Raw genomic sequence first — 24,323 nt, forward strand, 5'->3', positions numbered from 1 at the left:
GGCTTAATTCTCCTTCGGAGGCGCATTATCAGTCAGGTAGTTCGCTAACTGACAATATTGCGCTACAGAAATATTTTCCGCACGCATCGAAGGGCTGATACCCAACGACGTTAACACCTCAACGGTAAACACGTTGCCAAGGCTGTTACGAATGGTTTTACGCCGCTGGTTGAACGCTTCGGTGGTGATACGGCTCAACACGCGAATATCTTTAACCGGATGTGGCATGGTTGCGTGCGGTACCAGACGAACCACGGCTGAATCTACTTTCGGCGGCGGCGCAAAGGCGGTTGGCGGCACTTCGAGCACCGGGATAACCTGGCAGTAATATTGCGCCATCACGCTTAATCGACCATACGCTTTACTGTCTGGCCCTGCAACCAGACGATTTACCACCTCTTTTTGCAGCATAAAATGCATGTCTGCGATGGCATCAGTATAGCTAAAGAGATGAAACATTAATGGCGTGGAGATGTTATAGGGCAGGTTGCCAAACACACGCAGCGGCTGGCCGAGCGTTTTCGCCAGCTCGCCAAAGTTCATGGTCATTGCGTCCTGCTGATAGATAGTCAGTTTCGGCGCAAGGAACGGATGCGTTTGCAGGCGTGCGGCCAGATCGCGGTCAAGCTCGATAACCGTCATCTTATCTAAGCGCTCGCCAACCGGCTCGGTCAGCGCGCCGAGGCCGGGGCCGATTTCGACCATTGCCTGGCCTTTTTGCGGATTGATAGCCGAAACGATGCTGTCTATCACGAACTGATCGTGGAGGAAGTTCTGTCCGAAACGTTTGCGGGCTAAATGGCCCTGATGGACTCGATTATTCATTGAATATTAACAATCATTTTGATGGCGAGATTAAGCGCCGTAATAAAACTGCCGACATCCGCGCTTCCCTGGCCCGCGAGACTGAGCGCGGTACCATGGTCAACGGATGTTCGAATAAAGGGTAAACCGAGGGTGATATTCACGCCGCGGCCAAAGCCCTGGTATTTTAGCACGGGCAGGCCCTGATCGTGGTACATCGCCAGCACCGCATCGGCATTATCGAGATATTTCGCCTGAAATAACGTGTCGGCAGGGAGCGGCCCGCTCAGATTCATCCCGCGCGCGCGCATTTCATCAAGCACAGGAATGATAGTATCGATCTCTTCTGTGCCCATGTGCCCGTTTTCACCGGCGTGCGGGTTTAAACCGCAGACGAGAATATGCGGCTGGCTAATACCAAACTTACGTTGTAAATCCCCGTGCAGGATGGTGATAACGTCGCGCAGCAAAGCGGGGGTGATGGCATCGGCCACTGCTCTGAGCGGCAGATGGGTGGTGGCCAGCGCCACGCGCATTGCTTCGGTGGCAAGCATCATCACGACTTTCGGCGCGCCAGAACGCGCTTCAAAAAACTCGGTATGGCCGGTAAACGGCATCCCCGCATCGTTAATCACCCCTTTGTGCACCGGGCCTGTGACCAGCGCGGCGAACTCATGGTTCAGGCAGCCATCGCAGGCGCGGGCAAGGGTATCAACCACGTAAGGGCCGTTGAGCGGAGTCAGGGTGCCGGGGATAACGGGCGCGCGCAAAGAGACGGGCAGCACGGTAAGCGTACCGGCCTGTTGCGCCTGCGGGGCAAGAGAAGGGGTGTACTCGCGCAGTTGCAGCGGCAGACCGAGCAGCTTCGCCCGGTCTGTGAGTAGCGTTGCATCGGCACAGACCACCAGTTCAACCGGCCAGTCGCGCTGGGCGAGCTGAACCACCAGATCCGGACCAATCCCGGCGGGTTCGCCGGGCGTGATCGCGATACGCTGCGTTTTCATTAGTTGCTCAGAATTTTCACGTAAGCGCTGGCGCGTTGCTCCTGCATCCAGGTTGCTGCTTCTTCTGAGAACTTACGGTTCATCAACATACGATAAGCGCGGTCTTTTTGCGCTGCATCGGTTTTATCTACCCGGCGAGTATCCAGCAGTTCAATCAGATGCCAGCCGAAAGAGGAGTGTACCGGCGCGCTAACCTGGCCACGGTTGAGCTTCATCAACGCATCGCGGAAGGCCGGATCGTAGATATCTACCGCAGCCCAGCCCAGATCGCCGCCCTGGTTCGCAGAGCCTGGATCCTGAGAGAACTGTTTCGCGGCGTCAGCAAAAGTCATTTTGCCGCTTTTGATATCTGCGGCGATCTGCTCGATCTTCACGCGAGCCTGCTCGTCGCTCATGATCGGTGACGGTTTCAGCAGGATATGACGCGCGTGAACTTCAGTCACAGAGATGTTCTGGCTCTGACCACGCAAATCATTCACTTTCAGAATGTGGAACCCAACGCCGGAGCGGATCGGGCCAAGTACGTCGCCTTTTTTCGCCGTGCTCAGCGCCTGCGCGAAGATGCTCGGCAGTTCCTGAATGCGGCCCCAGCCCATCTGGCCGCCCTTCAGCGCCTGCTGGTCAGCGGAATAGGTGATCGCCAGCTTGCCGAAATCGCCGCCGTTACGGGCCTGTTCAACAATGGAGCGCGCCTGAGTTTCTGCATCGTTGACTTGCGCAGACGTTGGGTTTTCCGGCAGCGGGATGAGGATATGGCTCAGGTTCAGCTCGGTATTCGCATCGTTTTGATTACCGACCTGCTGCGCGAGGGTTTCGACTTCCTGCGGCAGAACGGTGACGCGACGGCGCACTTCGTTATTACGCACTTCAGAGATGATCATCTCTTTGCGGATCTGGTTACGGTAGGTGCTGAAATTCACCCCGTCGTAGGCCAGACGGCTGCGCATCTGATCCATCGTCATGTTGTTTTGTTTGGCGATGTCGGCAATGGCGGCATCAAGCTGCTCGTCCGTCACCGTAACGCCCATTTTGCTGCCCATTTGCAAAATGATTTGATCCATGATCAGTCGCTCAAGGATCTGATGGCGCAGCGTGGCATCATCGGGTAACTGTTGACCCGCCTGGCCAGCCTGAGCTTTTACCGATTGCATCAAACCATCAACGTCACTTTGCAGGACTACGCCGTTATTGACGACCGCAGCGACTTTATCGACAACCTGAGGCGCGGCGAAACTGGTATTCGCAACCATAGCGATACCGAGAAGCAGCGTTTTCCAGTTCTTCATACCTTTTCCATTTCAATTAACCGCAATGCGGATTACGTTGCAAATCAAGCAGATCACATTGTGCTACTGTACGGCAGAATATTCGAACGCAGCATTTGTTGCGTTCCTAAACCGTAGTTGGAGCTCAGACCGCGTAACTCAATGTTGAAACCAATGACTTTGTCATACTTGCTTTGGTCATCTTCCCAACCGTTAATTTTGCGCTCATAACCCACGCGAATCGCATAACAGCAGGAGTTATATTGCAAACCGACCATCTGATCGGCGGGTTTGCGGGTGTTAGTGTCGAAATAGTAAGCGCCCACCACCGACCAGCGATCGGCAATCGGCCAGCTTGCTACTGTGCCCACCTGCGAAATCCCTTCTTTATACCGCTCCGATGTAGCGAAGTTCGGCAGCGTCGCCTGAATATACTGCGGGCTGGCATAACGGTAGTTCAACTGCACCAGACGGTCTTCATCACGGCGATACTCCAGCGATGAACTGCTGTTGGCGATGTTGTTTAAGCGGGTGTCATACTGCACCCCGCCGCGCAGACCCCAGCGATCGGAGATGCGCCAGTACGTATCGCCCGCCCACACCAGCGAACCTGTTTTGTTGTCTTTCTCCCATTGAATATTGTCATCACCGGTCCGCGACTCGGTGAAATAGTAGATTTGACCAACAGAAACATTAAAACGTTCAACTGCCGCATCATCATATATGCGGGTGCTCACACCGGTGGTGACCTGGTTTGCTGACGCGATGCGGTCAAGACCGCCGTAGGTGCGGTCGCGGAACAGGCCGCTGTAGTCCGATTGCAGCAGGGCAGAGTCATAGTTATTGATGCTGCTCTGGTCGCGATACGGAACATACAGGTACTGTACGCGCGGCTCCAGCGTCTGGGTATAGCCCGACGCCCAGTCCATATTGCGCTCGAACACCATCTTGCCGTCAACCTTAAACTGCGGCATCACGCGGTTTACGGAGTCTTTTAACTGGTTAGCTGATTCCAGTAAGTTTGCGTTTTGACGCGCAGCATATTCACGATAGTTATTCAGGTTAGTTTGCTGATAGTGCGTCGCCAGCATTTTCACTTCGGTGTTCAGGCTGGCCCAGTCATTGGAGACCGGCAAACTCAGCGTCGGTTCCAGATGCACACGCGTGGCTTCCGGATAGTTCGAACTGGTATTGGTAAAGTGCACCGCCTGACCATACACATGCATGTCAAACGGCCCCAAATCGTTCTGATACCAGTTCACATCCAGCTGCGGTTCTGCGGCATAGGAGTTGCTGTTCTCACGGTTAAACACCTGGAACTGCTTGGTGGAGACCGTGGCGTTAAAGTTTTGCAACGCATAGCCAACGCTAAATTTCTGCGTTGCGTAGCCATCGGTACTGGAACCGTATTTGGAATCAAAGTCGTTGAAGTAATACGGGTCGCTGACTTTGGTGTAGTCAACGTTAAAGCGCCACACCTGATCCATCACGCCCGCATGTTGCCAGTAGAACAGCCAGCGATGACGATCGCCTTCGGAAGGATACTCGTTGCTGTAGACCTTATCAGAAGGCAGATAATCAAACTCTACCAGGCCCTGGCCTGCCTGCGTCAGGTAGCGGAACTCGTTCTGCCACTGCACGTTACCGCGCTTATGCATATAGTGCGGCGTAATGGTGGCATCGAAGTTCGGCGCGATGTTCCAGTAATAGGGCAGATAGAACTCAAAATAGTTTTTCGAGCTGTATTTTGCATTTGGGATCAGGAAACCTGAGCGGCGCTTGTCGCCGACCGGCAGCTGCAAATAGGGGCTGTAAAATACCGGCACCGGGCCAAGCTTAAAACGCGCGTTCCAGATTTCGGCAACCTGCTCTTCGCGATCGTGGATAACTTCGCTACCGACCACGCTCCAGGTATCAGAACCCGGCAAACAGGAGGTGAACGAGCCGTTTTCCAGGATGGTGTAGCGGTTTTCGCCGCGCTGTTTCATCAGGTCTGCTTTACCGCGCCCCTGACGGCCCACCATCTGATAATCTCCTTCCCAGACGTTGGTGTCTTTGGTGTTGAGATTCGACCAGCCTTTCGGACCTTTCAGGATGACCTGATTATCGTCATAGTGCACATTACCCAACGCATCCACTGTGCGTACCGGTTCCGTCTGACCTTCGGCCAGCTGCTGATGGAGCTGCACCTCGTCAGCCTGCAAGCGACTATTTGCCTGATTGATATCGACATTGCCAGTAAAGACGGCGTTGTCGGGATAGTCGCCCTGTGCGTGATCGGCGGTAATGGTCACCGGCAAATCATTGGTATCGCCCTGCACCAGCGGGCGATTGTAGCTGGGAACGCCAAGCATACATTGCGAGGCAAGATCGGCTGCCATCCCTTGCTGACTGTAGAGAGCAGAGCCAATCATGGTGGCCAGGAGGGTGGGGATACGTTTTTTCATACGTTGTATTTGTTGTTCCGTCATCTGTGGCTTTACGCTGGCAAACGGTCTGAGACTAACTTACTCACCATTGCAACGCTAGTGTTAATGCTGCCCTCACGCGCCAGGCATGCGAAGACTGCGCCTGTGCACGGCATTGAATGACGGGTATGATAAAGCAAATTTTAGCCGACGGCATGACGATTTGGGGAGTATATGCAGTATTGGGGAAAAGTGGTTTGTGTGGTGCTTGCGCTTTTCATGGGCGGCGGCTTTTGGGGCGCGGTTCTCGGGCTGATTATCGGGCATATGTTTGATAAGGCTCGCAGCCAAAAAATGGCGTGGTTTGCGAACCAGCGCGAACGCCAGACGCTCTTTTTTGCCACCACGTTTGAGGTGATGGGGCATCTGACCAAAGCAAAGGGGCGCGTCACCGAAGCAGACATCCAGGTCGCCAGTCTGTTTATGGACAGGTTGAACCTGCATGGCGAGTCGCGCACGGCGGCGCAGCAGGCGTTTCGCGTCGGCAAGGCGGATAACTACCCGCTACGCGATAAGATGCGCCAGTTTCGCAGCGTCTGCTTCGGGCGCTTTGATTTGATTAGGATGTTTCTGGAAATTCAAATCCAGGCGGCGTTTGCCGACGGTTCGCTGCATCCCAGCGAGCGCGCCGTGCTGTACGTTATCGCTGAAGAGTTAGGCATCTCTCGCGTGCAGTTCGATCAGTTCCTGCGCATGATGCAGGGCGGCGCGCAGTTTGGTGGGGGGTATCAGCAGCAGCAGGCTGGTGGCGGCTGGCAGCAGGCGCAGCGCGGGCCAACGCTGGAGGATGCCTGCAACGTGCTGGGTGTGAAAGCCTCTGACGATGCGACGACCATCAAGCGCGCTTACCGTAAACTTATGAGCGAGCATCACCCTGATAAACTGGTGGCGAAAGGACTGCCGCCGCAGATGATGGAGATGGCAAAACAAAAAGCGCAGGAAATTCAAAAAGCCTACGAGCTGATTCGTGAGCAGAAGGGTTTTCGTTAAAGCGTAAATCCCCCGACCGCGAGGGCGGGGGAGAGCGTCAGAAATCCACCGGCGCTTTAAACGTCATGCTGTTACCGAACGCCGGATGGGTGATGGTCAGCGTCTGGGCATGCAGCAGCAAACGCGGGGCCAGCGCCAGCACCTCCGGCGGCGCATAAAACCGGTCGCCAAGGATTGGGTGCCCCAGTGCCAGCATATGCACGCGCAGCTGGTGCGAGCGCCCGGTGATAGGCTTGAGAAGCACGCGGGATGTGCCATCGTCATCACGCGACAGCACCTGGTACTCGGTTTGCGCCGCTTTGCCGGTTTCATAACACACTTTCTGCTTCGGGCGGTTTGGCCAGTCGCAGATGAGCGGTAAATCCACCAGCCCTTCGTCTTTTTCCACATGCCCCCAGACCCGCGCCAGGTACTGCTTTTTCGGCTCGCGCTCGCGAAACTGGCGCTTCAGTTCACGCTCGGCGGCTTTGGTGAGGGCAACCACAATCACGCCGCTGGTCGCCATATCCAGACGGTGCACCGACTCGGCCTCGGGAAAGCCGCGCTGGATGCGCGACATGATGCTGTCTTTATGCTCTTCAAGACGCCCCGCTACGGACAACAAACCGCCAGGCTTGTTGACCACCATAATGTGCGCATCCTGATAGAGGATCACCAGCCACGGCTCCTGCGGCGGATTGTATGTTTCCATCATCCTGGGCGGCTCCGTTATTGATGCGTCACGACGATAAGACGCAGCGCATCCAGTCGCCAGCTTGCCTGGGCCAGGCTTTCCATCACCTGCTGGCGATTGCTTTCAATGGCCTCCAGCTCGTCGTCACGGATGTTCGGGTTCACCGCCTTTAATGCTTCCAGGCGCGACAGCTCGCCGGAGAGCTTGTCATCCGCTTCCTGACGCGCCGCCTCAATCAGCGCCTGTGCCGCATCGCCAACCAGTTGCTCGCCTTTTTGCAGGATACTGTGGACTTCCTGCTGCACCGCATTGACCAGTTTGCTGCCGGTATGGCGGTTGACGGCGCTGAGCTGGCGGTTAAAGGTTTCGAACTCGACCTGGCCTGCCAGGTTGTTGCCGTTTTTATCCAGCAGCAGGCGGATAGGCGTCGGCGGCAGGAAACGGTTCAACTGTAGCTGTTTCGGCGCCTGCGCTTCCACAACGTAGATAAGCTCCAGCAGCAGCGTGCCGACGGGCAGCGCTTTATTTTTCAATAAAGAGATAGTGCTGCTGCCGGTGTCGCCGGAGAGGATCAGATCCAGACCGTTGCGGATGAGCGGGTGCTCCCAGGTGATAAACTGCGCGTCCTCGCGGGACAGCGCCACGTCGCGATCGAAGGTGATGGTGCAGCCATCTTCCGGCAGGCCGGGGAAGTCCGGCACCAGCATATGATCCGATGGCGTCAGCACAATCATATTCTCGCCGCGATCGTCCTGGTTGATACCGACGATATCAAACAGGTTCATGGCGAAACTGATAAGCGCAGTGTCATCATCCTGCTCGGCAATGCTGTCCGCCAGCGCCTGGGCTTTTTCGCCACCGTTGGAGTGGATCTCCAGCAGGCGGTCGCGCCCCTGCTCCAGCTGTGCTTTCAGCGCATCGTGCTGCTCACGGCAGGACTTAATCATCTCCTCAAAGCCGTCGGTATTTTCCGGCGCGGCCAGGTAGTTAATCAGCGTATCGTGCACGCTGTCATAAATGGCGCGCCCGGCCGGGCAGGTGTGCTCGAACGCATCCAGCCCTTCGTGATACCAGCGCACCAGCACGGATTGCGCGGTTTTTTCCAGGTAAGGCACGTGGATCTGGATATCGTGCGCCTGACCGATTCGGTCCAGACGCCCGATGCGCTGCTCCAGCAGGTCCGGGTTAAACGGCAGGTCAAACATCACCAGATGGCTGGCAAACTGGAAGTTGCGGCCCTCAGAACCGATTTCCGAACACAGCAGCACCTGCGCGCCGCTGTCTTCTTCGCTAAACCAGGCGGCAGCGCGGTCACGTTCAATAATTGACATCCCTTCGTGGAACACCGCCGCACGGATGCCTTCACGCTCGCGCAGCACCTGCTCCAGTTGCAGCGCCGTGGCGGCTTTCGAGCAGATGACCAGCACTTTTTGCGAGCGATGGCTGGTCAAATAGCCCATCAGCCACTCGACGCGCGGATCAAAGTTCCACCAGGTGCCGCTGTCGCCTTCAAACTCCTGGTAAATCTGCTCAGGGTAGAGCATATCGCGGGCGCGCTCTTCCATGCTTTTGCGCGCGCCCATAATGCCGGAGACTTTAATCGCGGTCTGGTACTGGGTCGGCAGCGGCAGCTTAATGGTGTGCAGCTCGCGTTTCGGGAATCCTTTGACGCCATTACGCGTGTTTCGGAACAGCACGCGGCTGGTACCGTGACGGTCCATCAGCATGGCTATCAGCTCCTGGCGCGCCTCTTCTGCGCTGTCGTGGTTGCTGTTAGCCGCCTGCAACAGCGGTTCGACATCCTGCTCGCCAATCAAATCGCTGAGGGTATTGAGCTCGTCATTGCTCAGATGCTTGCCTGCCAGCAACATCGCTACCGCATCAGCGACGGGACGGTAATTTTTCTGCTCCTCGACAAACTGATCGAAATCATGAAATCGGTTCGGATCGAGCAGGCGCAGGCGGGCAAAGTGGCTCTCCATACCGAGCTGCTCCGGCGTTGCGGTCAGCAGCAAAATGCCCGGCACGCGCTCGGCCAGCTGCTCGATAGCCAGGTATTCGCGCCCCGGCTGGTTTTCGCTCCACACCAGGTGATGGGCTTCGTCGACCACCAGCAGATCCCACTCGGCATCGCACAGATGCTCCAGGCGCTGCTTGCTGCGACGCACAAAATCGAGCGAACAAATCACCAGCTGTTCCGTCTCGAAAGGGTTGTCCGTATCGTGCTGCGCTTCGGCGTAACGCTCGTCATCAAACAGAGCAAAACGCAGGTTGAAGCGACGCAGCATTTCAACCAGCCACTGGTGTTGCAGGGTTTCCGGCACGACGATCAGCACGCGCTGCGCTGCGCCTGAGAGCAGCTGCTGATGCAGAATCATCCCGGCTTCAATGGTTTTACCAAGACCGACTTCGTCAGCCAGCAGTACGCGCGGCGCATGGCGGCGGCCCACGTCGTGGGCGATATGCAGCTGATGGGGAATCAGGTTAGTACGCTGGCCGCGCAGGCCGCTCCAGGGCATACGGTACTGCTCGCTCTGATATTTGCGGGCGCGAAAACGCAGGGAAAAACGATCCATACGGTCGATTTGCCCGGCGAACAGGCGATCCTGCGGTTTGCTGAACACCAGTTTGCTGTCGAGCAGCACTTCGCGCAGCATGACGCCGCTTTCCTGTGTGTCCTGACGGGTGCCGATGTAAGCAAGCAGACCGTTTTCCTCTTTTACTTCTTCTACGGTTAACTGCCAGCCTTCATGGCTGGTGATTGTGTCGCCAGGATTAAACATCACGCGTGTAACCGGCGAATCGCTGCGGGCATATAAACGATTCTCACCGGTGGCAGGAAAAAGCAAGGTGACCGTGCGCGCGTCGATTGCGACGACCGTTCCTAGTCCAAGCTCGCTTTCCGTATCGCTTATCCAGCGTTGACCAAGTGTAAAAGGCATAAATGAACTCTATATCTCAGATTGCAGGCAATAGTTCGTCTCCGCCAGAGGAGAGGCGGGCGTAAAAAATTTGGGTCAGGAAAAAGGAGGGCGCTATGGTACTGGATGACATTCCATTCGTCACTATCCGCGCTACCCATTGTGTTTTATGCGGCAAAATTATTGGCTCAAACACTCTGTTCATCCGTGAACCCGTCTCTGTAGAGCCGCAGCATCAGTACTTACGGCCCGGGCATCGTTCGCCGGTGCACGACAACGCAAAACCTTACGTGCAATCCGCTTTGTGCTGCAGTATCAAAACAAACCTAGCTGCCCGGTAAGTAGTGTAGCAAAATCGTCGTCCATGAAAGGGAGAATTCCATCGGCCACCGGCTGAAGCTGTTTTGTCAGATAGTGATCGTAATCCAGCGGCGAGCGCTGGTAATCCACCGGTTCCGGGCCGCTGGTGGTCCAGACGTATTTAATCGTGCCGCGATTTTGATACTGCGCCGGGCGGCCTCGCTTGCGGTTTTCTTCATCGGCAAGCCTTGCTGCGCGCACATGCGGCGGCACATTGCGCTCGTACTCCGCCAGCGCCCGGCGCAGGCGCTTGCGGTATATGAGCTGTTCGTCCAGCTCGCCTGCCATCAGGCTGGCGATGGTTTCCCGCACATAGTCCTGATAAGGCTCGTTACGAAAGATGCGCAGGTAGAGCGCCTGCTGAAACTGCTGCGCCAGCGGCGTCCAGTCGGTGCGCACCGTTTCCAGCCCTTTAAAGACCATGCGCTGATTATCCCCTTCCTGAATCAGCCCGGCGTAGCGTTTCTTGCTACCGAGCTCGGTGCCGCGAATGGTTGGCATCAAAAAGCGGCAAAAATGGGTTTCAAACTCCAGCTCCAGCGCGCTTTTCAGCCCCTGTTCCTGTAAATGCGCCGCCCACCAGCCGTTCACATGCTCAACCAGCGACCTGCCGATGCGTGCGGCCTCTTCTTCGCTGTGCGCCTTTTTTAACCAGACAAATGTTGAGTCGGTATCGCCGTAAATCACGTCATAGCCCTGCGCTTCAATCAGCGCTTTGGTCTGGCGCATGATCTCATGACCGCGCATGGTTATCGATGAGGCGAGACGCGGATCGAAAAAGCGGCAGGCGCTGGTGCCGAGCACGCCGTAAAAGGCGTTCATAATAATCTTTAGCGCCTGCGACAGCGGTTTATTGCCCTGACGTTTCGCCTCATCGCGCCCGTGCCAGATCTGGCTGACGATTTGTGGCAGGCAATGCGTGCTGCGGGAAAACCAGGCGCCGAGAAACCCTTCGGTACTGTGCTGCGTGTCCGGCTGCGCCATGCCTTCTACCAGCCCTACCGGGTCGATAAGAAAGGTGCGAATAATCGACGGGTAGAGGCTTTTGTAATCCAGCACCAGCACCGAATCATACAACCCGGGGCGCGAGTCCATCACATAACCGCCGGGGCTGGCCTGCGGCGGGACGTCTCCCAGGTTTGGCGCGACATACCCTGCCCGGTGCATACGCGGGAAATAGAGGTGGCTGAATGCGGCAACCGAGCCGCCGTGGCGGTCTACCGGCAGGCCGTTCACCGTGGCGCGCTCCAGCAGAAATGGCATGATCTCGGTTTTATGAAAAATGCGCGTCACCAGTTCGCAATCTTTCAGGTTATAGGTGGCGAGCGCCGGTTTATCTTCTGCGAAGCGTCTGTCGATTTCATCCATCCGATCCCACGGATTATCAATCGCTTTTCCTTCGCCAAGCAGCTCTCTGGAGACCGCTTCCAGCGAGAAAGAGGAGAAATTCCAGAACGCGGATTTCAGCGCTTCGATACCGTCAATAATCAGCCTGCCGGTAGCCTGCGCAAAAAAGACGCCGTTTTTAAAACCGTGCTCGCGCCACTCCAGCTCGCTGCCCTGGCGGCCTAATGTCAGCGGCACGCGGTAGCGCTCGGCGCTTTTTTGCAATACGCGCAGATCGAACTGCACCAGATTCCAGCCGATGATGACGTCCGGGTCGTGGCGGGCGAACCAGGCGTTGAGCTTCTCAAGCAATTGCGGGCGGCTCGCCACATATTCCAGCTCGAAGTCCAGCACCTGCGTGCTGGCGGTTTCCGGCCCCAGCATATACACCGTGCGCTGGCCGCAGCCTTCCAGCCCGATGCAATACAGCTCGCCGTGGCGGCTGGTTTCAATATCCAGCGAGACCCATTTCAGCGGCGGGCGATAGTGCGGATTGGGTTTCAGGCGCGCGTTGATAAGCGCATTGCCCTGCGCCTCGCCATCGACCCACACCGGCGCGGTAATAAAGCGCTCCATCAGAAAACGCTCCGGCGGGCGGACGTCGGCTTCATAAACCGTCACGCCGCCATCACGCAGCATTTTCTCCAGGCGCATCAGCTGGCGATGCGCGCGGCAATAGAGGCCGCACACCGGCTGGCGATGAAAATCTTTTAGCTCAAGCGGCTTCAGCTGCCAGTTGTTTTCGCGGCTTAAAAGCTGCTTCGCCACCCCAGCCTGCGCGGCAGGGATAAACGCCACCGACTCCTGCGGCGGCAGCACGACGCGCAACGGCCCGTCGTCCGTTGCCAGCCAAAACTCCACCTCGGTGCCGTTTGGCGTATCCCGCCAGTGCCGGGTCAGTAAAAAGCCTTCTCGCGCCTGCGCCACAGCGTTCTCTCATAAAATAAAACCAGGCGATATTATAGCCTGGTTTATCGGTTAATGCTGTGGTTTTATACAGCTATTGGCCGTAGTACGCTTTCGCGCCGTGCTTGCGCAGATAGTGTTTATCAAGCAGCGTTTTCTGCATCGCGGGAAGATGCGGGTTGAGCTGGCGGCTAAAGATGCCCATATAGGCCACCTCTTCGAGCACGATAGCGTTATGCACCGCGTCGCTGGCGTTTTTCCCCCAGGCAAACGGCCCGTGAGAATGCACCAGTACGCCGGGCATTTGTGCCGGTTCAATCCCCTGTTTCTCAAAGGTTTCAACGATCACATTGCCGGTTTCCCACTCGTATTCACCGTTGATCTCCGCATCGCTCATCATGCGGGTGCAGGGGATCTCGCCATAAAAGTAGTCGGCGTGCGTGGTGCCGGTCGCCGGAATCGCTTGCCCGGCCTGCGCCCAGATGGTGGCGTGGCGAGAGTGGGTGTGCACGATGCCGCCGATGGTGGGGAAAGCCTGATACAACAAGCGGTGGGTTGGCGTATCCGATGAGGGCTTCTTGCTGCCTTCCACCACTTCGCCGGTGGTGAGATTCACCACCACCATATCGTCTTCGGTCATCAGTGCGTAATCGACGCCGGAGGGTTTAATCACCAGCACATTTTTTTCGCGATCGACCGCGCTGACGTTGCCCCAGGTCAGGGTGACCAGGTTGTGCGCAGGCAGGGCCAGATTGGCTTCGAGCACCTGACGTTTCAATTCACTTAACATGTGTACCTCCAGGAATGGACGGCCTGCCAGCGCAGGCCGGGTTCCCTGTTAACGTTTTGAACCGTAGTAGACTTCGTTCCAGCGCAGCGCGTCTTTAAACGCGGGCAGACGGGTGTCGTTATCAATCACCGTCAGTTCGATACCGTGCAGCTCGCTGAACTGGCGCATATCATCAAGGTTCAGCGCGTGGCTAAAGACGGTATGGTGCGCGCCGCCCGCGAGGATCCAGGCTTCAGACGCGGTTGCCAGGTCCGGCTGAGCTTTCCACAGCGCGTTCGCCACCGGCAGTTTCGGTAAATCGTGCGGCGCTTTGACAGCATCAACACAGTTGACCAGCAGGCGGAAGCGATCGCCCAGATCGATAAGGCTGGCGTTAATGGCCGGGCCGGTTTGGGTGGAGAAAATCAGGCGCGCCGGATCGGCTTTGCCGCCGATACCGAGGAACTGCACATCCAGAATCGGTTTTTCGTCGGTGGCGATGGTCGGGCAGACCTCCAGCATATGCGAGCCGAGCACCAGGTCGTTGCCGTTGTCGAAGTGATAGGTGTAGTCCTCCATAAAGGAGGTGCCGCCCGCAAGCCCTGAGGACATCACTTTCATGATGCGCAGCAGCGCGGCAGTTTTCCAGTCGCCTTCACCGGCAAAACCGTAGCCTTGCTGCATCAGGCGCTGCACCGCCAGCCCTGGCAACTGTTTCAGACCATGCAAGTCTTCAAACGTGGTGGTGAACGCGTGGAAGCCGCCCTGTTCCAGAAAGCGCTTCATACCCAGCTCAATGCGCGCCGCGTCGAGCACATTCTGGCGTTTGTCGCCATTAATTTGCGCCGCGGGCGTCAGGCGGTAGCTGCTTTCGTACTCATCGACCAGCGCATTCACATCGCCGTCGCTGATGCTGTTTACCACTTCAACCAGATCGCCCACCGCCCAGGTGTTAACCGAGAAGCCAAATTTGATCTGCGCGGCCACTTTGTCGCCGTCGGTGACGGCAACTTCGCGCATATTATCGCCAAAGCGCACCACTTTAAGCTGGCGGGTATCCTGTTTGGATACCGCCTGGCGCATCCACGACCCGATGCGGCGGTGGGCGTTTTTATCCTGCCAGTGGCCGGTAACAACGCTGTGCTGCTGGCGCATACGCGCGCCGATAAAGCCGAATTCGCGCCCGCCGTGCGCCGTCTGGTTCAGGTTCATAAAGTCCATATCGATGCTGTCCCACGGCAGGGCCGCGTTGAACTGGGTATGGAACTGCAACAGCGGTTTATTGAGGATGGTCAGGCCGTTGATCCACATCTTGGCGGGCGAAAAGGTATGCAGCCACACCATCATCCCGGCACATTTGTCGTCGTAATTCGCCTCGCGGCAAATTGCGCTTATCTCGTCCGGCGTGGTGCCGAGCGGTTTCAGCACCAGTTTGCAGGGTAATTTCGCGTCCGCATTAAGGGCATTGACCACCTGCTCGGCATGCTGCGTCACCTGCTTGAGCGCCTGTGGCCCATACAGATGCTGGCTGCCGATGACGAACCACACTTCATAATTGTCGAAAATAGTCATAATCGTGTCCTTAATGAGTTAACGCGGCCGGCGAGTCTGTCGCGGCTGAGGGGAGGTAGTGCTGCTCGGCGCTGCTTGCCCATTGCTGGTAGCGGCGATAGAGCCGTTCAAACTGTTGCGCCTGCGCGGTCGGTTGCAGGGTCTTTTCGATGGCGCTGGCCATCTTTTGTTGCGCCGCCGGAATGTTCGGGTGCACCTCTGCGGCAACGGCGGCAAAAATCGCCGCGCCCAGCGCACAGCACTGTTCCGAGGCGACTACCTGTAGCGGGCGATTAAGCACGTCGCAGCAGGCTTGCATGACGCCGATGTTTTTGCGGGCGATGCCGCCAAGCGCCATCACGTTATCCACCGCGATACCTTGTTCGGTGAAGCACTCCATAATGGCGCGCGCGCCAAATGCGGTGGCAGCGATAAGCCCGCCAAACAGTGCCGGTGCATCGGTGGCCAGGTTCAGATCGGTGATAACGCCTTTCAGGCGCTGGTTGGCGTTCGGCGTGCGGCGGCCGTTAAACCAGTCGAGCACCACCGGTAAATGTTCGAGCGAAGGGTTTTTCATCCACGCGTCGGTGAGCGCAGGGAGAAGCTGTTTCTGGCTGGCTTTGATTTGTGCTTGAAGCTCAGGGTGCTGCTGCGCCAGTTGCTCCAGCGGCCAGCCGAGAATACGACCAAACCAGGCATAGATATCACCAAAGGCAGATTGCCCGGCTTCGAGACCGATAAAGTCCGGCACGACGCTGCCGTCAACCTGGCCGCAGATACCTTTGACCGCGCGTGCGCCGACGCTCTGTTTGTCGGCAATCAGAATGTCGCAGGTCGACGTACCAATCACTTTGACCAGCGTGTTGGGCTGTGCGCCTGCGCCAACCGCACCCATGTGGCAGTCGAATGCGCCGCCGGAAATCACCACGGATTCCGCTAAGCCGAGGCGCTGCGCCCATTCAGCGCTCAGCGTGCCAACCGGCAGATCGGCAGTCCAGGTTTCGGTAAATAACGGCCAGCCGAGATGCTTATTGAGCAGCGGGTCAAGCTCGTCAAAAAATTGTGCGGGAGGCAGGCCGCCCCAGCTTTCATGCCATAAGGATTTATGCCCGGCGCTGCAACGCCCCCGGCGGATATCCTGCGGGCGCGTGGTGCCGGAAAGCAGGGCAGGCACCCAGTCGCACAGCTCCACCCATGAGGCGGCAGCCTGCGCCACGGCGCTGTCGGCACGGGTGACATGTAAAATTTTCGCCCAGAACCACTCGCTGGAGTAAATACCGCCAATGTAGCGCGAGTAGTCAGTTTTCCCGGGGGTGTGGCACAGGTTGGTGATTGCTTCTGCTTCGTCGACGGCGGTGTGATCTTTCCACAGCACAAACATGGCGTTCGGGTTGTCGGCAAACTCAGGGCGCAGCGCCAGTACGCGCCCTTGTGCATCGATTGGCGCAGGGGTGGAACCGGTGCTGTCGACGCCAATGCCTTTTATCTCAGCGCGCTGTTCGCTGCTCAGTTCAGCCAGCACATTTTTCAGCGCGGCCTCCATCGATTCGATGTAATCGCGCGGGTGATGGCGAAATTGGTTATGCGGCGCGTCGCAGTAGCGCCCCTCCTGCCAGCGTGGATACCACTCGACGCTGGTGGCTATCTCTTCCCCGGTTGTGCAGTCCACCGCCAGGGCGCGTACTGAGTCGCTACCGAAATCGAGGCCAATTGTGATTGCCATTGCGTTGCTCCATAAGAATAACCGTTAGTTAAAAACCATAGTGAGCAACGCCGAATATCGTCAGGCCGTATTCGCTAATCTTATGGATAAAAATGCTATGGGATCGCAAAGTGTGACGCCGTGCAAAATTTCGATGTGGACATTTCTGCCACCTTTATAGACACTTTTGTTATGCTTTTTCACCCCGTCAGGTGGTGTCAAAAACGCGTAATCGCTTTTGTCTGGCGGGATTAAACAATGCCAGTGTTTACGCCGCTTGCCCGCAGCCAGTTATTCAGTGACGGGTCTGACAATATGGACAATTGGTTTCCTTGCCCTGCTCTGGAGTATTGCGTTTATGGCTGAATCACAAAATGATCCGCTGCTGCCTGGCTACTCGTTTAATGCCCACCTGGTCGCAGGACTGACGCCCATTGAGGCGGGCGGCTATCTCGACTTTTTTATTGACCGGCCGCTGGGGATGAAGGGGTATATTCTGAACCTGACCGTGCGCGGCGAGGGGATCGTGAAAAACCAGGGGCAGCAGTTTGTCTGCCATCCCGGCGATATTCTGCTCTTTCCGCCGGGGGAAATTCACCACTACGGGCGTCACCCGGATGCCAAAGAGTGGTATCACCAGTGGGTATACTTCCGCCCGCGCGCTTACTGGCAGGAGTGGCTAAGCTGGCCCACGCTGTTTGCCCACACCGGGTTTTACCGCCCGGATGAGGCCAATCTGCAGCGTTTTCGTGAACTTTTTGCGCAAATTATTGATGCGGGACAGAGCGCCGGGCGCTATGCGGAACACCTGGCCATCAACCTGCTGGAGCAACTGTTGCTGCGGCGCATGGAGGCGATTAATGCCTCGCTGCATCCGCCGCTGGATAACCGCGTGCGCGATGCCTGCCAGTACATTAGCGATCACCTGTCGGACAGCCATTTTGATATTGCCAGCGTCGCGCAGCACGTTTGCCTCTCTCCCTCACGGCTCTCGCATCTGTTTCGCCAGCAGCTGGGGGTGAGCGTGTTGAGCTGGCGCGAAGACCAGCGCATCAGCCAGGCAAAGCTTTTGCTCAGCACCACGCGGATGCCGATTGCCAGCGTAGGGCGCAACGTCGGCTTCGACGATCAGCTCTATTTCTCCAGAGTGTTTAAAAAATGCACCGGCGCCAGCCCGAGCGAATTTCGCGCCGGATGTGAATAAAACGTAAAGAAGGGCAATGAACTGTTCAGCAAAGTGATACAACAGGTAAAATGTTGCGCTTATCGATTTGCCCTGATGCTTCAGGGTGCTTGACGAGCGAAGAGAGCCTTTGCGGTCTCGCGTTTACTCTGAACAGGACATCTGATGGAAGCCTTGCTGGAACACTTTATTACCCAATCCGTTGCCTGGTCGCTTTTTGCTATTGTACTGGTGGCGTTTTTGGAGTCGCTGGCGCTGGTTGGGCTAATCCTGCCGGGTACGGTACTGATGGCGGGCCTGGGCGCATTAATTGGCAGCGGGGAGGTCAATTTCTGGTATGCCTGGCTTGCGGGGATCGTCGGTTGCCTGCTGGGCGACTGGATTTCGTTTTGGCTGGGCTGGCGCTTTAAAGTGCCTCTGCACCGCTGGTCGTTTATGAAAAAGAACAAAGCGCTGCTGGATAAAACCGAGCACGCGCTGCATCAGCACAGCCTGTTTACAATTCTTGTCGGGCGCTTTATCGGGCCAACCCGTCCGCTGGTGCCGATGGTTGCCGGGATGCTTGATCTGCCGGTGAAGAAGTTTCTGCCGCCCAATATCATTGGCTGCCTGCTGTGGCCGCCGTTCTATTTTTTACCGGGCATTCTGGCCGGTGCGGCGATTGATATTCCCTCTGATATGCAAAGCGGGCACTTTAAATGGTTGCTGTTAGTCACCGCGCTGCTGTTGTGGGTGGCAGGCTGGCTGTGCTGGCGACTTTGGCGCGCCGGGAAGGCGGGAGTTGACCGCCTGACCCGCTATCTGCCGCGCCGTCGTTTGCTGTGGCTGGGGCCAGGCATGCTGGTGGCGGGGCTGGCGGCGGCGTTCATGCTGGTGACGCATCCGCTGATGCCCGTGTATTTGAATATTCTCGGCAACGTGGTGCGCGGCGGCTACTGAGCGCGAATGCCCAGCAGGGCAGACGCGGGCGAGTTACCGCGCAATAATTCCTCCGTCGCGCCATCCCAGGCGATGCGCCCGTCGGCAATCACCAGCGAACGCGCGGCGATTTGCGCGGCGTCTTCCACGCTATGAGAAACCATCAGCAGCGTGAGTTGCTGGCGGCGGCACACGCTTTGCACCAGCGCGAGCATCTCCTGGCGCAGCGCCGGATCGAGCGCCGAGAATGGTTCATCCAGCAACAAAACCGGTTGTTCTCGCACCAGACAGCGGGCGAGCGCAACGCGCTGACGCTGGCCGCCGGAGAGCTGCGCGGGCAGTCTGTCGAGCAGGCTCTCAAGCCCCATCGTCTGCGCAATGGTGCTGAGTTTGTTGCGCTGGGCAGCGCTCAGCCTCAGTGCCGGGTTCAAACCGAGGCCAATGTTCTGGCGTACCGTCAGGTGCGTAAAGAGGTTGTTTTCCTGAAACAACATCGAGACCGGGCGTTGCGACGGCGGCGTGGCGCTATGATCCACGCCTTCAATCATAATTCGCCCGCTCGCCGGGGTGAGAAACCCGGCAATCAGGCTCAGTAACGTGCTTTTCCCCGCACCGCTAGGCCCGAGAATGGCTATCTGCTCACCCTGTTTTACCGACAGGGTGAAGCGCATCGGCAGATGCTGATAAAGCCAGGTGACATCAATCAGTCTTAGCATGGCGACCCGGAAGTTTTTCAATCACGGTGAATAATACAAAACAGAGCAGCAATAAGATAAGCGCCGTCACCGCACCGTCCTGGCTGCGATACGCGCCAATTTGTTGGTAGAGATAAAACGGCAGCGTGCGAAACGAGTCATTACCAAACAGCGCCACCACGCCAAAATCACCAATCGACAGCACGCAGGCAAACGCCAGCGCTTGTGCCAGCGGGCGTTTGAGCGCACGCAGCTCGATAATGCGCAGGCGGCTAAACCCGCTCATCCCCAGCGACTGGCACAGCATACTGTAGCGCGCGGTCAGGTCGCGCATCGGGTTTTCCAGCACTTTTAGCGTGTACGGAATCGCCATCAGGGCATTGGTGAAAATCACGATACCATCGGCAGAGGAGGGCAGGCCGACCGTGTTGTTAAGCAGCAAAAAGAAGCCGGTCGCCAGCACGATACCCGGCATCGCCAGAATCAACATCCCGCTTAGCTCCAGCGCTTGCCCCGCAACCAGTTGCTGGCGCGCACGCAGCTCCCGGCTACTCCACAGCAGCATCATGGTCAGCGCAACGCACAGCACCCCGGCGGCCAGCGCAATGCGCAGCGACGTCCACACCGCCTGCCAGAGCACCGGCTCACGCAGCACATTTACCAGGCTCAGATTGAGGCCATCGACCACTACCGCCAGCAGCGGTGGTAACAGTAGTAGCAGCGCCAGCACGATAAGCACGGTGTCCGCCAGCAGGCTAAACAGGCGATCTTCGGGGTTGCGCCAGCCCTGAATCTGATGGCTGCCGATAGCAATCGCTTTGCTTAGTTTCTGGCTGAGCAGCACCAGGCCGAGGCAACACACCATCTGCAGCAGCGCCAGCATGGCAGCTCTGGCCGGATCGAAGTCGAAACTCAGCGCCTGGTAAATAGCCAGCTCGATGGTCGTCGCCTGCGGCCCGCCGCCGAGCGATAACACGGTGGCGAAACTGGCAAAACAGAGCATAAAAATCAGCGCGGCGACCGCCGGGATCTGACGGCGCAGCCACGGCCACTCAACAAAGCGAAAAAACGCCCAGCCGCGCATACCTAGCTGCGCGGCAAGCTGGCGCTGCTCGCCGGGAATTTGCTCCAGCGATTGCAGCAACAAACGCGACGCCATCGGCAGGTTAAAAAAGATATGCGCCAGTAAAATGCCCTGTAAGCCGTAAGGTGAAAACGTCCATTCAACGCCGAGCGTCTGGCAAAGCGTCGCCAGCCAGCCCTGGCGACCATAGACGCTGAGAATGCCAAACACCGCCACCAGCACGGGCAGGATGAGGGTCATCGCGCACAGACGCAGTAGTGCAAGGCGTCCGGGAAAGCGGCGTCGGTAAAGCGCGCGGGCAAGAAAGATAGCCGGTACCACCGACAGCACAGCAGAAAGAAACGCCTGCCAGAAAGAGAAACGCACCACATGCCACAGGTAGCTATCCTGCCAGAACGCCGACAGCTCGCCGTCCGGGGCGTTTTGCCACAGCGCGAAGAATGCGGACAGCGCCACCGCCACCATTATAGTCGCGGCGGTCAGTCCTGGCAGGAGCCAGCCGGGGATCAGCGGCTGACGGCGCGAAGCCATGCCGAGATCCATGCGCCGCGCTGGGTTGCGACTTCCTGCGGGGTAAATTCAAGCGTGGTTTGTGGTTTCACCAGTTGCTCAAAGCCCGCGGGCAGGGGGACATCGCTCACCGGATACATCCAGTTGCCGGTGGCAAGGGTATTTTGAAAGCCAGGGGAGAGCATAAATTTCAGGAACGCCTCCGCCAGCTCCGGCTGTTTGCTGGCCGCCGTGCGTGCGGCGACTTCCACCTGCAAATAGTGCCCTTCGCTGAAATTTGCTGCCGCGATGTTCTCTTTTTTCTCTTCGAGAATATGGTAAGCCGGAGAGGTGGTGTAGCTGAGCACCATGTCGCTTTCGCCTTTGAGGAACAGGCCGTAGGCTTCGCTCCAGCCTTTGGTCACGGTGACGGTTTTCGCCGCGAGTTTCTGCCAGGCTTGCGGCGCGCTATCGCCATAGACTTTTTGCATCCACAAAAGCAGACCTAGCCCCGGCGTGCTGGTGCGCGGGTCCTGGTAGATCACGCGCCACTTCTCATCGCTCTCAACCAGCTCTTTTAAGCTTTTGGGCGGGTTTTTCACTCGGTTTTTGTCATACACGAAAGCGAACCAGCCGTAATCGTAGGGGACGAAGGTGTCATTGTTCCAGCCACCGGGCACCTTGACGGCCTCTGCCGGGATGCCGCTTTTGGCAAACAGCTTCGTTTGCGTGGCCGCCGCCAGCAGGTTGTTATCCAGCCCCAGCACCACGTCGGCTTTGCTGTTTTTCCCTTCCATACGCAGGCGATTGAGCAGCGAGACGCCATCTTCCAGCGCCACCAGTTTTAGCTCACAGTCGCACTGTGCTTCGAACGCTTTTTTTACCGCAGGACCCGGCCCCCAGTCGGCGGTGAAGGAGTCGTAGGTGTAGACCGTCAGCACTGGTTTTGCAAAAGCGGGCGCTGCGAGCAGGAGTAATAAACAGAGCGATTTTTTTAACACTTTGCACCTCAAATGAGTGGCAAAGGATTTTGAGAAGGAGCCTCAAATCCCTTCGCCGGCGTTATCCGGATCAGGTTCGACGGGTATTTTCTCAGCACACGCGCACGGCACGCAGCACCCCGTTGAGAACATCGCTATTGTAATGAATTGGTAAAAATTCGAAAGCCTTACGGATCCGGCGGTGCAAACCAGGCGGATTTAAAATCAAACCAGCCCAGCGTATTCATGCGCAGGTCACGCATGGAGCGCTGACCCTGAAGCCTTAGCCAGTGATGGATAAGCGGCACTATCGCTTTGTCCGCCAGCAACTGCTGCGACCAGGCGGCAAGCTGCATTTCTCCGGTGCGCCAGCGCGCTACATCCGCCTCCCAGTCGACAGGAACACAGTGCTGTATCAGCGGCACTTCATACAGATGAGCAAAGACAGAAAAATCCAGCGGCAGGGTAAAGTTAGCACTGTTCAGCCAGATATCGCTGTTCGCCTCACCCGCGTGCCACTGCTCATAATCCACTTGCTGAATAATCAGTTTCACATTGTGCGCCGCCAGCATTTTGCTCATGGTCTGCGCAATTGCCAGATGCTCACTATGCTCGCAGTAGAAGGTCAGGGTCAGACTTTCCAGGCCCACAGGCTTTTCGCCGCTACTTGGGCGGGCATGGTGCCAGCGTGGCAGCAGGCCATAAGCGGGAGACCAGTATTGCTGATATTGCTCCTCCGCGTGCCACATCAGGTTGACGGGAGAGAGGGTCTGGCTGACCCACTTTCTGACCGCCAGATTCGCCCCCCGGCTGGAGCGGGCGTCAAACAGCAGGTAGTAGCAGCCTTCTTCAAGGCGGCTCTCTTCTGCCGTTTCCTCTTCAGTTGGGCCTTCCAGCGTCAGGGCGCAGGTCGGTTCGTCGCTAATTTCAGGCAGCACCCAAACATTGACCTCATCAATCAGCGCGCGGTAGCCAAAGTAGTCATCAAAGGCGCGGATTTTCAGCTGGCTGTTATTGTTACGCACCACAGAGTAAGGGCCGGTGCCGATCGGCTGGCTGGCGAAATGAGGAAGGGTGGGCCACTCGCGTGGTAAAATCATCGCCGGAATATGGCCCATCAGCCATGGCAGCCAGTTGTCGGGCTGCGAGAGATAAATATCCAGTGTCCAGGGCGTGGGAGAAGTCACTTCGCAGATATGCGAATAGAGCGGCAACGCACTGGCGCGCTGGATGGAGGTGATGACATCGCTCATCTCCAGCTCGCGGCCATGGTGAAAATGAATGCCGGGACGTAAATAGAAGCGCCAGTGTAAAGGGGAAATGGATTTCCATTGATGGGCGATATCTGTTTCCAGTTCCCCATTTTCCTCATTTATACGTGTCAACGCGCTGAAGATTTGCCGCGCCATATGCGTCTCGGAGCGCCGCAGCGCCGTACCGGGAAGAAGGTTGCGCAAAGGGCGGTAATAGAGCACGCGCATAATGTGCCTCCCCTGGCGAAACAACCTGCCCAGACGGGAGACGAGCATCTGGCGCACGGCGTTTTTATCTCCCACCAGCTGCACCACTTGGTCGATACGATCCTGCTCCAGCAGGTCTTCGGCACGCTGCTGCTGGAGCGCAAGCCCGGTGTAGAGGAAGGTCAGCCGCGAGCGCTTGCCGCGGCCTGCTTCCGCGTCCCACATTAGCCATCCGTGCGCTTGCATGGTATTCAGAAGTGTGCGCATATGTCGACGGGAGCAGCTGAGTAACTCTGCCAGCTCGCTAAGCGTAGTTTCCTGAGATTTACCGTCGCAGCATTGCCAGAGACGGATGAATTGTTGTTGCAGGCGGCCTGTAGACATAAAAGGGGAACTCCCGACAAAAACTCAGCAATTTATTTTTCCCTATATTAAGCCAATAATTCTCTTCGATGAAAGCAAGGAGGTGCTATGAAGAGAGCATCTGTACGGAAGTTCTGGCTGGATTATTTTCACGCAACGCATGACGTTTGCTGGCTCTCCCGGCTGATGTCAGGGGCAGAGCGGGTGAAAATGCTGCAAGAACTGATGCAGTGGGAAGTGACAAGGCCGTGCTCAAAGGAGTGACTTGCCTACATCATGTGTGACTGAGTATTCGGCGTATCGCCGCCACGCCAGCAAAATGTTTTTGCTGGCTTTTTTTGTTTATGATTTT

18 protein-coding genes and 1 riboswitch are annotated in these 24,323 nt (G+C 57.2%); of the genes, 4 read left to right on the forward strand and 14 right to left on the reverse strand.

Features of this window, described 5'->3' with window-relative positions; all coding sequences use genetic code 11:
• Window positions 1–3: 3 nt before the first annotated feature.
• The 4 genes from rsmA to lptD are packed head-to-tail and all read right to left on the reverse strand — an operon-like array spanning window position 4 to window position 5,520.
• Complete coding sequence (gene rsmA, locus ACTU3N_RS02480; protein WP_443084545.1) at window positions 4–825, reverse strand: 16S rRNA (adenine(1518)-N(6)/adenine(1519)-N(6))-dimethyltransferase RsmA; 822 nt, start codon at window positions 823–825, stop codon at window positions 4–6.
• Entirely contained in the window at window positions 822–1,808 is a 987-nt protein-coding gene (pdxA, locus tag ACTU3N_RS02485; RefSeq protein WP_443084546.1) for a 4-hydroxythreonine-4-phosphate dehydrogenase PdxA, read from the reverse strand. Before pdxA ends, rsmA begins: the two co-directional genes overlap by 4 nt.
• Window positions 1,808–3,094 (reverse strand): peptidylprolyl isomerase SurA, encoded by a 1,287-nt coding sequence (gene surA / locus ACTU3N_RS02490; RefSeq protein WP_443084547.1) that lies wholly within the window; start codon window positions 3,092–3,094, stop codon window positions 1,808–1,810. The genes pdxA and surA overlap by 1 nt, the downstream gene beginning before the upstream one ends.
• Window positions 3,095–3,147: 53 nt before the next feature.
• Window positions 3,148–5,520: an LPS assembly protein LptD gene (gene lptD / locus ACTU3N_RS02495; protein WP_443084548.1), complete on the reverse strand. Its 2,373-nt coding sequence runs from the start codon at window positions 5,518–5,520 to the stop codon at window positions 3,148–3,150.
• Window positions 5,521–5,715: 195 nt separating this feature from the next.
• On the opposite strand from lptD, the gene djlA reads away from it, so the two are divergent.
• The gene (gene djlA / locus ACTU3N_RS02500) at window positions 5,716–6,531 is read left to right on the forward strand and encodes a co-chaperone DjlA (protein WP_443084549.1); all 816 of its coding nucleotides are present in this window, start codon (window positions 5,716–5,718) and stop codon (window positions 6,529–6,531) included.
• 37 nt (window positions 6,532–6,568) lie between these two features.
• Here the strand turns inward: djlA and rluA are convergent, their stop codons facing one another.
• The 6 genes from rluA to araB all read right to left on the reverse strand — a co-directional run bounded on the left by rluA (window position 6,569) and on the right by araB (window position 16,820).
• Window positions 6,569–7,225, reverse strand: a complete 657-nt coding sequence (rluA, locus tag ACTU3N_RS02505; protein WP_443084550.1) for a bifunctional tRNA pseudouridine(32) synthase/23S rRNA pseudouridine(746) synthase RluA — start codon at window positions 7,223–7,225, stop codon at window positions 6,569–6,571.
• A 14-nt stretch (window positions 7,226–7,239) separates the two neighbouring features.
• Window positions 7,240–10,146 (reverse strand): RNA polymerase-associated protein RapA, encoded by a 2,907-nt coding sequence (gene rapA / locus ACTU3N_RS02510; RefSeq protein ID WP_443084551.1) that lies wholly within the window; start codon window positions 10,144–10,146, stop codon window positions 7,240–7,242.
• Window positions 10,147–10,440: 294 nt separating this feature from the next.
• Complete coding sequence (gene polB / locus ACTU3N_RS02515) at window positions 10,441–12,798, reverse strand: DNA polymerase II (protein ID WP_443084552.1); 2,358 nt, start codon at window positions 12,796–12,798, stop codon at window positions 10,441–10,443.
• A 73-nt stretch (window positions 12,799–12,871) separates the two neighbouring features.
• Window positions 12,872–13,567, reverse strand: a complete 696-nt coding sequence (araD, locus tag ACTU3N_RS02520) for an L-ribulose-5-phosphate 4-epimerase (protein ID WP_443084553.1) — start codon at window positions 13,565–13,567, stop codon at window positions 12,872–12,874.
• A 48-nt stretch (window positions 13,568–13,615) separates the two neighbouring features.
• Window positions 13,616–15,118, reverse strand: a complete 1,503-nt coding sequence (araA, locus tag ACTU3N_RS02525; protein ID WP_443084554.1) for an L-arabinose isomerase — start codon at window positions 15,116–15,118, stop codon at window positions 13,616–13,618.
• A 10-nt stretch (window positions 15,119–15,128) separates the two neighbouring features.
• Window positions 15,129–16,820, reverse strand: coding sequence for a ribulokinase (gene araB, locus ACTU3N_RS02530; protein WP_443084555.1), 1,692 nt, complete (start codon window positions 16,818–16,820; stop codon window positions 15,129–15,131).
• A 337-nt stretch (window positions 16,821–17,157) separates the two neighbouring features.
• Here araB and araC point away from each other — a divergent pair, with 337 nt between their 5' ends.
• A complete protein-coding gene (gene araC, locus ACTU3N_RS02535) occupies window positions 17,158–18,003 on the forward strand; it encodes an arabinose operon transcriptional regulator AraC (RefSeq protein WP_443084556.1) in 846 nt (281 codons plus the stop codon).
• Between the two features lie 144 nt (window positions 18,004–18,147).
• On the forward strand, window positions 18,148–18,921 hold the full coding sequence (locus ACTU3N_RS02540) for a DedA family protein (protein ID WP_443084557.1): 774 nt from the start codon (window positions 18,148–18,150) through the stop codon (window positions 18,919–18,921).
• On the opposite strand, the gene thiQ is transcribed toward ACTU3N_RS02540, so the two are convergent.
• The 4 genes from thiQ to sgrR form a co-directional block, all read right to left on the reverse strand.
• Window positions 18,915–19,616, reverse strand: coding sequence for a thiamine ABC transporter ATP-binding protein ThiQ (gene thiQ / locus ACTU3N_RS02545; protein ID WP_443084558.1), 702 nt, complete (start codon window positions 19,614–19,616; stop codon window positions 18,915–18,917). The genes ACTU3N_RS02540 and thiQ overlap by 7 nt on opposite strands.
• On the reverse strand, window positions 19,600–21,210 hold the full coding sequence (gene thiP, locus ACTU3N_RS02550) for a thiamine/thiamine pyrophosphate ABC transporter permease ThiP (RefSeq protein WP_443084559.1): 1,611 nt from the start codon (window positions 21,208–21,210) through the stop codon (window positions 19,600–19,602). Before thiP ends, thiQ begins: the two co-directional genes overlap by 17 nt.
• On the reverse strand, window positions 21,186–22,169 hold the full coding sequence (gene thiB, locus ACTU3N_RS02555; protein WP_443084560.1) for a thiamine ABC transporter substrate binding subunit: 984 nt from the start codon (window positions 22,167–22,169) through the stop codon (window positions 21,186–21,188). The genes thiP and thiB overlap by 25 nt, the downstream gene beginning before the upstream one ends.
• A 29-nt stretch (window positions 22,170–22,198) precedes the next feature.
• A riboswitch (TPP riboswitch) is annotated at window positions 22,199–22,301 on the reverse strand.
• Between the two features lie 35 nt (window positions 22,302–22,336).
• A complete protein-coding gene (sgrR, locus tag ACTU3N_RS02560; protein WP_443084561.1) occupies window positions 22,337–23,992 on the reverse strand; it encodes an HTH-type transcriptional regulator SgrR in 1,656 nt (551 codons plus the stop codon).
• An 87-nt stretch (window positions 23,993–24,079) separates the two neighbouring features.
• On the opposite strand from sgrR, the gene sgrT reads away from it, so the two are divergent.
• On the forward strand, window positions 24,080–24,235 hold the full coding sequence (gene sgrT, locus ACTU3N_RS02565; protein ID WP_443084562.1) for a glucose uptake inhibitor SgrT: 156 nt from the start codon (window positions 24,080–24,082) through the stop codon (window positions 24,233–24,235).
• Window positions 24,236–24,323: the final 88 nt, after the last annotated feature.

Source organism: Vagococcus sp. WN89Y, from assembly GCF_052220145.1.
Classification (GTDB): Bacteria; Pseudomonadota; Gammaproteobacteria; order Enterobacterales; family Enterobacteriaceae; genus Kosakonia.